Consider the following 12,245-nt stretch of genomic DNA (forward strand, 5'->3'; position numbering starts at 1 on the left):
TGAGGGGCACCTATGGGACTCGAAGAGAAACTCCCGAGCGGCTTTCTGCTGACGACGGTCGAACAGGCCGCGGGCTGGGTGCGCAAGGCGTCCGTCTTCCCCGCGACCTTCGGCCTCGCCTGCTGCGCCATCGAGATGATGACCACCGGAGCCGGCCGGTACGACCTGGCCCGCTTCGGCATGGAGGTCTTCCGCGGCTCGCCGCGCCAGGCCGACCTGATGATCGTCGCCGGCCGCGTCAGCCAGAAGATGGCGCCCGTCCTGCGGCAGGTCTACGACCAGATGCCCAACCCCAAGTGGGTGATCTCCATGGGCGTCTGCGCCTCCTCGGGCGGCATGTTCAACAACTACGCGATCGTCCAGGGCGTCGACCACATCGTGCCGGTCGACATCTACCTGCCCGGCTGCCCGCCGCGCCCCGAGATGCTGATCGACGCGATCCTCAAGCTCCACCAGAAGATCCAGACCTCCAAGCTCGGCGTGAACGCCGAGGAGGCGGCGCGCGAGGCGGAGCAGGCGGCGCTCAAGGCACTGCCGACCATCGAATTGAAGGGTCTGCTCCGGTGAGCGACGAGACACCCAACCCAGAGAAGGACCTCAGCGCGCAGAACCTGCCGGGCCAGCGCGGGGACCACGGCGAGGAGGTCCGCGTCCAGCGCGGCATGTTCGGCGCCCAGAGCGGTGCCGACACCTCCGGCTACGGCGGCCTCGTCCGCTCGGTCCGGCTCCCCGGCCCGGCCGCCCGGCCCTACGGCGGCTGGTTCGACGAGGTCGCCGACGAGCTGGAGGGCGCCCTGGAGGAACAGGGACTCCTCCCGGAGAACGTGATCGAGAAGACGGTCGTCGACCGCGGCGAGTTCACCTTCCACGTCGAGCGCGAGCACCTGGTCCGCACGGCCCGCACCCTGCGCGACGACCCGGCGCTCCGCTTCGAGCTCTGCACCGGCGTCTCCGGCGTCCACTACCCGCACGACAAGGGCCGCGAGCTGCACGCCGTCTACCACCTGCGCTCGCTCACCCACGGCCGGATGATCCGCCTGGAGGTCTCGGCCCCGGACACCGACCCGAGGATCCCGTCCCTCGTCGCCGTCTACCCGACGAACGACTGGCACGAGCGCGAGACGTACGACTTCTTCGGGATCGTCTTCGACGGCCACCCCGCCCTCACCCGGATCATGATGCCGGACGACTGGCAGGGCCACCCGCAGCGCAAGGACTACCCCCTCGGCGGCATCGCCGTCGAGTACAAGGGCGCCCAGATCCCGGCTCCGGACCAGCGGAGGTCGTACAGCTGATGTCCACTCCCCACGCGTCTCCCCGCGAGACGACAGAAGGCGCCGTCTACACGGTGACCGGCGGCGACTGGGACGAGGTCGCCCGGTCCGCCGCCCAGGCCGACGACGAGCGGATCGTCGTCAACATGGGGCCCCAGCACCCGTCCACCCACGGAGTGCTCCGCCTCATCCTGGAGATCGACGGCGAGACCGTCACCGAGGCCCGCTGCGGCATCGGCTACCTCCACACCGGCATCGAGAAGAACCTCGAGTACCGGACCTGGACGCAGGGCACCACCTTCGTCACGCGCATGGACTACCTCACCTCGTTCTACAACGAGACGGCGTACTGCCTCGGCGTGGAGAAGCTCCTCGGGATCACCGAGCAGATCCCGGACCGCGCGAGCGTGATCCGCGTCCTGCTCATGGAGCTCAACCGGCTCTCCTCGCACCTGGTCTGCATCGCCACCGGCGGCATGGAGCTCGGCGCCACCACGATCATGATCTACGGCTTCCGGGACCGCGAGATGATCCTGGACCTGTACGAGCTGATCACCGGCCTGCGCATGAACCACGCGTACATCCGCCCCGGCGGCCTCGCCCAGGACCTCCCGCCCGGCGCCGTCGACGCCGTGCGCGAGTTCGTGAGGACCATGAAGAAGAACCTGCCGGAGTACGACAAGCTCGCCACCGGCAACCCCATCTTCAAGGCCCGCATGCAGGACGTCGGCCACCTCGACCTCACCGGCTGCATGGCGCTCGGCGCCACCGGACCGATCCTGCGCTCCGCGGGCCTCCCGCACGACCTGCGCAAGACCGACCCGTACTGCGGCTACGAGGACTACGACTTCGAGGTCCCCACCGCCGACACCTGCGACTCCTACGGGCGCTTCCTGATCCGCCTGGAGGAGATGCGCCAGTCCCTGCGGATCGTCGAGCAGTGCCTCGACCGCCTGGAGCCCGGCCCGGTCATGGTCGGCGACAAGAAGATCGCCTGGCCCGCCCAGCTCGCGCTCGGCACCGACGGCCTCGGCAACTCCCTCGACCACATCAAGAAGATCATGGGCACCTCCATGGAGGCCCTGATCCACCACTTCAAGCTGGTCACCGAGGGCTTCCGGGTCCCGCCCGGCCAGGCCTACGCGGCCGTCGAGTCCCCCAAGGGCGAGCTCGGCGCGCACGTCGTCTCCGACGGCGGCACCCGCCCCTACCGGGTCCACTTCCGCGACCCGTCCTTCACCAACCTCCAGGCCATGGCGGCGATGTGCGAGGGCGGCCAGGTCGCCGACGTCATCGTCGCCGTCGCCTCCATCGACCCCGTGATGGGAGGCGTCGACCGATGACCGAGCAGATCAGCCTGGGCATGCCCCAGCTCCCCGCCCCCGACTACCCGGCGGACGTCCGCGCCCGCCTGGAGGAGGACGCGCGGGCCATCGTCGCCCGCTATCCCGACTCCCGCTCCGCGCTCCTGCCGATGCTGCACCTCGTGCAGTCCGAGGAGGGCCACGTCACCCGCACCGGCATGGCGTTCTGCGCCGACGTCCTCGGCCTCACCACCGCCGAGGTCACCGCCGTCGCCACCTTCTACACCATGTACCGGCGCAAGCCCTCCGGCGACTACCAGGTCGGCGTCTGCACCAACACCCTCTGCGCGGTCATGGGCGGCGACGCCATCTTCGACGAGCTCAAGGAACACCTCGGCGTCGGGAACAACGAGACGACCGAGGACGGCAAGGTCACCCTCGAACACATCGAGTGCAACGCCGCCTGCGACTTCGCGCCCGTCGTGATGGTCAACTGGGAGTTCTTCGACAACCAGACGCCCGAGTCCGCCAAGAAGATGGTGGACGACCTGCGGGCCGGACGGACCGTCGAGCCCACCCGCGGCGCCCCGCTCTGCACCTTCAAGGAGACCGCCCGCATCCTCGCCGGCTTCCCCGACGAGCGCCCCGGCGCCGTCGAGGCCACCGGCGGCGCGGGCCCCGCCTCCCTCGTCGGCCTCCGACTGGCCAAGGGCGAGCAGCCGCACCGTCGAATCGTCCACCCGCGCGGTGAGGCCTCCGGTCAGGAGGGGAAGTGATGACCTTGGCAGCCGAGATCAACAACAGCAGCCCCGAGAAGCTCCTCGCCCCCGTCCTCTCGGCCTTCTGGGACCAGCCCGACTCCTGGACCCTGGAGACCTACGAGCGCCACGAGGGCTACCAGGGCCTCCGCAAGGCCCTCGCGATGGGCCCCGACGACCTCATCGCGTACGTCAAGGAGTCCGGACTCCGCGGCCGCGGCGGCGCCGGCTTCCCCACCGGCATGAAGTGGCAGTTCATCCCGCAGGGCGACGGCAAGCCGCACTACCTCGTCGTCAACGCCGACGAGTCCGAGCCCGGCACCTGCAAGGACATCCCGCTCCTCTTCGCCAACCCGCACTCGCTCATCGAGGGCATCGTGATCGCCTGTTACGCGATCCGCTCCAGCCACGCCTTCATCTACCTGCGCGGCGAGGTCGTCCCCGTCCTGCGCCGCCTCCACGAGGCCGTCCGCGAGGCCTACGCCGCCGGCTACCTCGGGCAGAACGTCCTGGGCAGCGGACTCGACCTCGAACTCACCGTGCACGCCGGCGCCGGCGCGTACATCTGCGGCGAGGAGACCGCGCTCCTCGACTCGCTCGAAGGACGCCGCGGCCAGCCCCGGCTGCGGCCCCCCTTCCCCGCGGTCGCCGGCCTCTACGCCTGCCCCACCGTGGTGAACAACGTCGAGTCCATCGCGTCCGTTCCCGCGATCCTGAACAAGGGCAAGGACTGGTTCACCTCCATGGGCAGCGAGAAGTCCCCGGGCTTCACGCTGTACTCGCTCTCCGGGCACGTCGCCTCGCCCGGCCAGTACGAGGCCCCGCTCGGCATCACCCTGCGCCAGCTCCTCGACATGAGCGGCGGGATGCGCCCCGGCCACCGCCTCAAGTTCTGGACCCCCGGCGGCTCCTCCACCCCGATGTTCACCGACGAGCACCTCGACGTGCCCCTCGACTACGAGGGCGTCGGCGCCGCCGGCTCCATGCTCGGCACCAAGGCGCTCCAGTGCTTCGACGAGACCACCTGCGTGGTCCGGGCCGTCACCCGCTGGACCGAGTTCTACGCCCACGAGTCCTGCGGCAAGTGCACACCGTGCCGCGAGGGCACGTACTGGCTCGTCCAACTGCTCCGCGACATCGAGGCAGGCAAGGGGCGGATGTCCGACCTCGACAAGCTCAACGACATCGCCGACAACATCAACGGCAAGTCGTTCTGCGCCCTCGGCGACGGCGCCGCCTCGCCGATCTTCTCCTCCCTGAAGTACTTCCGCGAGGAGTACGAGCAGCACATCACGGGCAAGGGCTGCCCCTTCGACCCGGCCAAGTCGACCGCCTGGGCGGACAACCACAAGGAGGTGACCGCATGACCGTCACCGAGTCCGGACCGACGGGAGGCGGCAGCCCGGCCGTGCCGCCGGAGGACCTCGTCACGCTGACCATCGACGGCATCGAGGTCTCCGTCCCCAAGGGGACCCTGGTCATCCGCGCCGCCGAACAGCTCGGCATCGAGATCCCGCGCTTCTGCGACCACCCGCTCCTCGACCCCGCCGGCGCCTGCCGCCAGTGCATCGTCGAGGTCGAGGGCCAGCGCAAGCCCATGGCCTCCTGCACCATCACGTGCACCGACGGCATGGTGGTGAAGTCGCAGCTCACCAGCCCCGTCGCCGAGAAGGCCCAGCACGGCGTGATGGAGCTGCTGCTCGTCAACCACCCGCTCGACTGCCCCGTCTGCGACAAGGGCGGCGAGTGCCCCCTGCAGAACCAGGCCATGTCCCACGGACAGGCCGAGTCCCGCTTCGAGGGCGTCAAGCGCACCTACGAGAAGCCGATCCCGATCTCCACCCAGGTCCTCCTCGACCGCGAGCGCTGCGTGCTCTGCGCCCGCTGCACCCGCTTCTCCAACCAGGTCGCGGGCGACCCGATGATCGAGCTGATCGAGCGCGGCGCGCTCCAGCAGGTCGGCACCGGCGAGGGCGACCCCTTCGAGTCGTACTTCTCCGGCAACACCATCCAGATCTGCCCGGTCGGCGCCCTCACCTCGGCCGCCTACCGCTTCCGCTCCCGCCCCTTCGACCTGGTCTCCTCGCCGTCCGTGTGCGAGCAGTGCGCGGGCGGCTGCGCCACCCGCACCGACCACCGGCGCGGCAAGGTCATGCGGCGGCTCGCCGCCGAGGACCCGGAGGTCAACGAGGAGTGGATCTGCGACAAGGGCCGCTTCGGCTTCCGGTACGCCCAACAGCGCGACCGGCTCACCACCCCGCTCGTGCGGAACGCCGCGACCGGTGAGCTGGAGCCCGCCTCCTGGCCCGAGGCCCTGGAGGCCGCCGCCCGCGGACTCGTCCGCGGCCGGACCGGCGTCCTGACCGGCGGCCGGCTGACCGTCGAGGACTCCTACGCGTACGCCAAGTTCGCCCGGGTCGCCCTCGACACCAACGACGTCGACTTCCGGGCCCGGGTCCACTCCGGCGAGGAGGCCGACTTCCTGGCCTCCGCCGTCGCGGGCCGGGGACGGGACCTGGACGGCAAGGGCGTCACGTACACCTCGCTCGAGGCCGCCCCGGCCGTGCTCCTCGTCGGCCTGGAGTCCGAGGAGGAGGCTCCCGGCGTCTTCCTGCGGCTCCGGAAGGCATGGCGCAAGCGCGGCCAGAAGACCTACGCCGTCGCCGCCTTCGCCACCCGGGGCCTGGAGAAGACCGGCGGCACCCTGCTGCCGGCCGCCCCCGGCACCGAGACCGAGTGGCTCGACGCCCTCACCTCCCGCGTCGGCCTCACCGGCGACGGGCTCGCCGCCGCCGAGGACCTCCGCAGGGAGGGCGCCGTCCTCGCCGTCGGCGAGCGCCTCGCGGGCGTGCCCGGCGCGCTCACCGCCGCCCTGCGGGCCGCCGCCGCCACCGGCGCCCGGCTCGTGTGGATCCCGCGCCGCTCCGGCGAACGCGGCGCGGTCGAGGCGGGCGCGCTGCCCTCGCTGCTCCCCGGCGGCCGACCCGCGACCCACCCCCGCGCGCGTGAGGAGGTCGCCGCCGCCTGGGGCCTGCGCGAACTCCCCGCCCGCTACGGCCGCGACACCGGCCAGATCCTGGAGGCCGCCGCCACCGGCGAACTCGCCGCCCTGCTCGTCGCCGGCGTCGAGGTCGCCGACCTGCCGGACCCGGCACGCGCGCGCGAGGCGCTCGACGCGGCCTTCGTGGTCTCCCTGGAGCTGCGGCCCGGCGAGGTCACCGACCGCGCCGACGTCGTCCTGCCGGTCGCCGCCGTCGCCGAGAAGCCCGGCACCTTCCTCAACTGGGAGGGCAGGGCCCGGATGTTCGAGGCCGCGCTCAAGCCGGAGCAGATGACCCGGCCGCTCGCCCCGACCGACACCCGCGCCCTGCACATGCTGGCCGACGCCCTCGACGCCCACTTGGGCCTGCCCGACCTCAGGGCCGTACGGCGCGAGCTGGACCGGCTCGGCGGCTGGGCCCACGGGCGGGCCACCGAGCCCACCGAGCCCGGCCGGCCCGCGCCCCGCACCGGCGACGGCGAGGCCGTCCTCGCCGGACACCGGATGCTGCTCGACCTCGGCCGCCTCCAGGAGGGCGACACCGCCCTCGCCGGCACCCGCCACGCGGCGGTCGCCCGGCTCTCCGCCGCCACCGCCGCCGACACCGGCGTCAAGGACGGCGACCTCCTGGAGGTCACCGGCCCGGCCGGGTCGACCGCCCTCCCGCTCCTGGTCACCGAGATGCCCGACCGCGTCGTCTGGCTCCCGCTGAACTTGACCGGGCACGGCGTCCTCTCCGACACCGGCGCCCGCCCGGGCGACCTGGTCCGCATCGGCCTGGCGGCCCCGCGCCCCGCCGACGTCACGGAGGTGCAGGCATGAGCGTGCCGCTCGCCGCTGAAGACCTGTCCATGTTCGGCACGGACCCCTGGTGGCTCGTCGCGGTCAAGGCCGTCTTCTGCTTCGCCTTCCTCATGGTGACCGTGCTCTTCTCCATCGTGTGGGAGCGCAAGGTCGTCGCCTGGATGCAGCTGCGCGTCGGCCCCAACCGGCACGGCCCCTGGGGCCTCCTCCAGTCCCTCGCGGACGGCATCAAGCTGATGCTCAAGGAGGACGTGATCGTCAAGAAGGCCGACAAGGTCGTCTACGTCCTCGCCCCGGTCGTCGCCGCGATCCCCGCCTTCATGGCGATCGCCGTGATCCCCTTCGGCCCGGCGGGCAACGAGGTCTCGGTCTTCGGCCACCGCACCTCGATGCAGCTCACCGACCTGCCGATCGCGATGCTGTACGTCCTCGCGGTCGCCTCCGTCGGCATCTACGGCATCGTCCTCGCGGGCTGGTCCTCCGGCTCCACGTACCCGCTCCTGGGCGGACTGCGCTCCTGCGCGCAGATGATCTCCTACGAGATCGCCATGGGCGCGGCCTTCGCCTCCGTCTTCCTCTACTCCGGGTCGATGTCGACCTCGGCGATCGTCGAGGCGCAGGCGGACCGCTGGTTCGTGATCCTGCTGCCGGTCTCGTTCATCATCTACGTCGTCACGATGGTCGGCGAGACCAACCGCGCCCCCTTCGACATGCCGGAGTCCGAGGGCGACCTCGTCGGCGGCTTCAACACCGAGTACTCGTCCATCAAGTTCGCGATGTTCATGCTCGCCGAGTACGTGAACATGGTGACGGTCTCGGCCGTGACGACGACCCTCTTCCTGGGCGGCTGGCGGGCCCCGTACCCGGTCTCCACCTTCTGGGAGGGCGCGAACCACGGCTGGTGGCCGATGCTCTGGTTCGTGATCAAGGTGCAGCTGCTGCTGTTCTTCTTCATCTGGCTGCGCGGCACCCTGCCCCGCGTCCGCTACGACCAGCTGATGAAGCTCGGCTGGAAGGTCCTCATCCCGGTCTCCGTGGTCTGGCTGATGCTGGTCGCCACCGTCCGGGCGCTGCGCAACGAGAACATCGCGTTCACCAACATCGTCCTGTACGTGGCCGGGGCCGTGCTCGCCCTGCTCCTCCTCTCCTTCGTGGTCGACCTCTTCCGCGACCGGAAGGCGAAGGCGGCGGCGCCCGCCCCCGAGGAGGACCGGGCCTTCGACCCGATGGCCGGCGGCTTCCCCGTACCGCCCAAGCCCGGACAGTCCCTGCCGCCCGTGCCCCGGCGCAGGTCACGGCACCAGCGGGACCTCGTTGTCAGTGGCGCCCCCGATACTGCTACTGCGAGTGATGGAAAGGAGACGGACGGTGTCTGACTTCCAGAATCCGGTGGCCGGCTTCGGCGTGACCTTCAAGGCCATGTTCAAGAAGCGGCTGACCGAGCAGTACCCGGAGCAGCAGAAGACGACGGCGCCCCGCTTCCACGGCCGGCACCAGCTCAACCGTCACCCCGACGGCCTGGAGAAGTGCGTCGGCTGCGAGCTGTGCGCCTGGGCCTGTCCCGCCGACGCCATCTACGTGGAGGGCGCGGACAACACGGACGAGGAGCGCTACTCGCCCGGCGAGCGCTACGGCCGCGTCTACCAGATCAACTACGCCCGCTGCATCCTGTGCGGCCTGTGCATCGAGGCCTGCCCCACGCGCGCGCTGACGATGACCAACGAGTTCGAACTGGCCGACTCCTCCCGGGCGAACCTGATCTACACCAAGGAGCAGCTCCTCGCCGGCCTGGAGGAGGAGATGGTCGACACCCCGCACGCGATCTTCCCGGGCATGGACGAGCAGGACTACTACCGGGGCCTGGTCACCGGGGCCGCCCCCGGCACCGTCCGGCAGACCGCCGCCTCCAAGGGGGAGAAGGACGACGCCGACGAGGAGGTGGACGCGTGAGCGCCCCCCTCGTCCCCGTCGCCCCTGTCGCCCCCTTCGCCACCGAGACCCTCGCGGCCTACGCGACCTCCACCGGCGAGGCCGTCCAGTTCTGGGTCCTCGGCACCGTCGCCGTGATCGGCGCGCTGTGCACGATCCTGATGCGCAGGGCCGTCCACTCCGCGCTCTGCCTCGCCGGAACCATGATCGTCCTGGCGGTCTTCTACCTGGCCAACGGCGCGTACTTCCTCGGCGTCGTCCAGATCGTCGTCTACACCGGCGCGATCATGATGCTCTTCCTCTTCGTCGTCATGCTGGTCGGCGTCACGGCCGCGGACTCCCTGAAGGAGACCCTCAAGGGCCAGCGCTGGTGGGCCGCCGCCTGCGGCCTCGGCTTCGGGATCCTGCTCGCCGCCGGCATCGGGAACGCCTCGATCACCGAGTTCGCCGGCCTCGGCGCCGCCAACGGCGCGCGCGGCGGAAACGTCGAGGGCCTCGCCGCCCTCATCTTCACCAAGTACGTCTTCGCCTTCGAGATCACCGGCGCGCTCCTCATCACCGCCACCGTCGGCGCGATGGTCCTCACCCACCGCGAGCGCACCGAACGCGCCCGCACCCAGCGCGAGCTCGCCGAGCAGCGCGTGCGGGAGGGCAAGCACGTGCCGCCGCTGCCCGCGCCCGGCGTCTACGCCCGGCACAACGCCGTGGACGTCGCGGGCCTGCTGCCCGACGGCACCCCGGCGGAGCTCACCGTCATGGGCACCCTGCGCAAGCGGGGCCAGATCCGGGACGTGTCCACCGAGGCCATGGCCGACCTCAAGGCCCTGGAGCAGCGCTCCGAGGAGCGGCTCGGCCGGGACCGGGACGAAGAGGAGGCCACCCGGTGAATCCCGTCAACTACCTGTACCTCTCCGCCCTGCTGTTCACCATCGGCGCGGCCGGGGTCCTGATCCGGCGCAACGCGATCGTGGTCTTCATGTGCGTGGAGCTGATGCTCAACGCCTGCAACCTCGCGTTCGTCACCTTCTCCCGCATGCACGGCAACCTCGACGGCCAGGTCATCGCCTTCTTCACGATGGTCGTCGCCGCCGCGGAGGTCGTCGTCGGGCTCGCGATCATCGTGTCCGTCTTCCGTGCCCGCCACTCGGCCTCGGTCGACGACGCAAGCCTGATGAAGCTGTGAGGGGCTGACCGTGGAAAATCTCATCGCTCTGCTCGTCGGCGCGCCCCTGCTGGGCGCCGCCGTCCTGCTCTGCGGCGGCCGGCGCCTCGACAGGGCCGGCCACTGGATCGGCACGCTCCTCGCGGCCGTCTCCTTCGCGATCGGCCTGGCGCTCTTCGCCGACATGCTCGGCAAGGGCGCCGAGGAGAGGGCCCTGCACCAGCGGCTCTTCACCTGGATCCCCGTCGAGGGCTTCCAGGCGGACATGGCCTTCCAGCTCGACCAGCTCTCCATGACGTTCGTCCTGCTGATCAGCGGGGTCGGCACCCTCATCCACGTGTACTCCATCGGCTACATGGAGCACGACGAGCGGCGCCGCCGGTTCTTCGGCTACCTGAACCTGTTCGTCGCGGCGATGCTCCTGCTCGTCCTCGCCGACAACTACCTGCTCCTGTACTTCGGCTGGGAGGGCGTCGGCCTCGCCTCGTACCTCCTGATCGGGTTCTGGCAGCACAAGCCGAGCGCGGCCACCGCCGCCAAGAAGGCGTTCCTGGTCAACCGGGTCGGTGACATCGGCCTCTCGGTCGCCATCATGCTGATGTTCACCACCTTCGGGACCTTCGCCTTCGGGCCGGTCCTGGAGGCGAGCGGGCAGGCCTCGCAGGGGACGCTGACCGCGATCGGCCTGATGCTGCTCCTCGCGGCCTGCGGCAAGTCGGCCCAGGTGCCGCTGCAGTCCTGGCTCGGGGACGCGATGGAGGGCCCGACCCCGGTCTCGGCCCTCATCCACGCGGCCACGATGGTGACCGCCGGCGTCTACCTGATCGTCCGCTCCGCCGACATCTTCAACGCCGCGCCGGACGCGCAGCTCGTCGTCACCGTCGTCGGCGCCGTCACGCTCCTCTTCGGTGCGATCGTCGGTTGCGCCAAGGACGACATCAAGAAGGCGCTCGCCGGTTCGACGATGTCGCAGATCGGCTACATGATCCTGGCGGCCGGCCTCGGCCCCATCGGGTACGTCTTCGCGATCATGCACCTGGTGACGCACGGCTTCTTCAAGGCCGGGCTCTTCCTCGGCGCCGGTTCGGTCATGCACGGCATGAACGACGAGGTCGACATGCGGAAGTACGGCGGCCTGCGGAAGTACATGCCGGTCACCTTCGTGACCTTCGGCCTCGGCTACCTGGCGATCATCGGCTTCCCCGGCCTGTCCGGCTTCTTCTCCAAGGACAAGATCATCGAGGCGGCCTTCGCGAAGGGCGGCGCCGAGGGCTGGATCCTCGGCGCGGTCACCCTCCTCGGCGCGGCCATCACCGCGTACTACATGACCCGCGTGATGCTGATGACCTTCTTCGGCGAGAAGCGCTGGCAGCCGGCGCCCGACCCGGACCGGACGCCCGACGCCGAACCGGCCGCCGAGCACGCCGCGGGAGCCATGCCGCACCCGCACGAGTCGCCGAAGTCCATGCTGATCCCGATGGTGCTGCTCGCCGTCGGATCGGTCGCCGGAGGCGCGGTCTTCGAGTTCGCCGGGTTCGTCGAGTGGCTGGAGCCGGTCACCGGCTACGAGCACGGGCACCCGCCGATCGGCGCCGCGGCCGTCACCGCCTGCACCGTCGCCGTCATGGTGATCGGCGTCGGCCTGGCCTACCTCCAGTACGGGCGCCGGCCGGTCCCGGTGGTCGCCCCGCGCGGCTCGCTGCTCACCCGGGCGGCCCGCCGCGACCTGCTCCAGGACGACTTCAACCACGCCGTCTTCGTCACGGGCGGCACGCACCTCACCCGCTCGCTCGTCTACGTCGACCACTCCCTGGTGGACGGCGTCGTCAACGGCACGGCGGCGGGCGTCGGCGGCCTCTCCGGCCGGCTGCGCAAGCTCCAGAACGGCTACGCCCGCTCGTACGCGGTCTCCATGTTCGGAGGTACGGCGGTGCTGATCGCCGCGACCCTGCTGATGAGGGCGGTGTAATCACC

The 12,245-nt window shown here is 70.8% G+C and carries 11 protein-coding genes; all 11 read left to right on the plus strand.

Annotated elements, in window-relative coordinates; genetic code table 11:
• Positions 1-12 precede the first annotated feature (12 nt).
• Genes ACIP5O_RS16010 through nuoL form a run of 11 tightly spaced genes read left to right on the plus strand, consistent with a single transcriptional unit; the run spans position 13 to position 12,240 of the window.
• A complete protein-coding gene (locus tag ACIP5O_RS16010) occupies positions 13-567 on the plus strand; it encodes a NuoB/complex I 20 kDa subunit family protein (RefSeq protein WP_401293443.1) in 555 nt (184 codons plus the stop codon).
• Positions 564-1,295: an NADH-quinone oxidoreductase subunit C gene (locus ACIP5O_RS16015; protein WP_401293446.1), complete on the plus strand. Its 732-nt coding sequence runs from the start codon at positions 564-566 to the stop codon at positions 1,293-1,295. Before ACIP5O_RS16010 ends, ACIP5O_RS16015 begins: the two co-directional genes overlap by 4 nt.
• Complete coding sequence (locus ACIP5O_RS16020) at positions 1,295-2,617, plus strand: NADH-quinone oxidoreductase subunit D (protein WP_401293449.1); 1,323 nt, start codon at positions 1,295-1,297, stop codon at positions 2,615-2,617. The genes ACIP5O_RS16015 and ACIP5O_RS16020 overlap by 1 nt, the downstream gene beginning before the upstream one ends.
• Positions 2,614-3,354: an NADH-quinone oxidoreductase subunit NuoE gene (gene nuoE, locus ACIP5O_RS16025; RefSeq protein ID WP_401293451.1), complete on the plus strand. Its 741-nt coding sequence runs from the start codon at positions 2,614-2,616 to the stop codon at positions 3,352-3,354. Before ACIP5O_RS16020 ends, nuoE begins: the two co-directional genes overlap by 4 nt.
• Positions 3,351-4,703 carry an NADH-quinone oxidoreductase subunit NuoF gene (nuoF, locus tag ACIP5O_RS16030; RefSeq protein ID WP_401293453.1) on the plus strand — a complete coding sequence of 451 codons (1,353 nt, stop codon included), beginning with the start codon at positions 3,351-3,353 and terminating at the stop codon, positions 4,701-4,703. The genes nuoE and nuoF overlap by 4 nt, the downstream gene beginning before the upstream one ends.
• Positions 4,700-7,198, plus strand: a complete 2,499-nt coding sequence (locus tag ACIP5O_RS16035) for an NADH-quinone oxidoreductase subunit G (protein WP_401293456.1) — start codon at positions 4,700-4,702, stop codon at positions 7,196-7,198. The genes nuoF and ACIP5O_RS16035 overlap by 4 nt, the downstream gene beginning before the upstream one ends.
• A complete protein-coding gene (gene nuoH / locus ACIP5O_RS16040) occupies positions 7,195-8,556 on the plus strand; it encodes an NADH-quinone oxidoreductase subunit NuoH (RefSeq protein ID WP_401293459.1) in 1,362 nt (453 codons plus the stop codon). The genes ACIP5O_RS16035 and nuoH overlap by 4 nt, the downstream gene beginning before the upstream one ends.
• A complete protein-coding gene (gene nuoI, locus ACIP5O_RS16045; protein WP_125658804.1) occupies positions 8,531-9,130 on the plus strand; it encodes an NADH-quinone oxidoreductase subunit NuoI in 600 nt (199 codons plus the stop codon). The genes nuoH and nuoI overlap by 26 nt, the downstream gene beginning before the upstream one ends.
• Positions 9,127-9,996: an NADH-quinone oxidoreductase subunit J gene (locus ACIP5O_RS16050; RefSeq protein WP_401293462.1), complete on the plus strand. Its 870-nt coding sequence runs from the start codon at positions 9,127-9,129 to the stop codon at positions 9,994-9,996. The genes nuoI and ACIP5O_RS16050 overlap by 4 nt, the downstream gene beginning before the upstream one ends.
• The gene (gene nuoK, locus ACIP5O_RS16055) at positions 9,993-10,292 is read left to right on the plus strand and encodes an NADH-quinone oxidoreductase subunit NuoK (RefSeq protein ID WP_365543129.1); all 300 of its coding nucleotides are present in this window, start codon (positions 9,993-9,995) and stop codon (positions 10,290-10,292) included. Before ACIP5O_RS16050 ends, nuoK begins: the two co-directional genes overlap by 4 nt.
• Positions 10,293-10,302: 10 nt before the next feature.
• Positions 10,303-12,240 carry an NADH-quinone oxidoreductase subunit L gene (nuoL, locus tag ACIP5O_RS16060; RefSeq protein WP_401293466.1) on the plus strand — a complete coding sequence of 646 codons (1,938 nt, stop codon included), beginning with the start codon at positions 10,303-10,305 and terminating at the stop codon, positions 12,238-12,240.
• The last annotated feature ends 5 nt before the right edge of the window (positions 12,241-12,245 follow it).

Origin of the sequence: Streptomyces sp. NPDC088915 (assembly GCF_044749825.1) — a bacterium.
Lineage (GTDB): Bacteria > Actinomycetota > Actinomycetes > Streptomycetales > Streptomycetaceae > Streptomyces.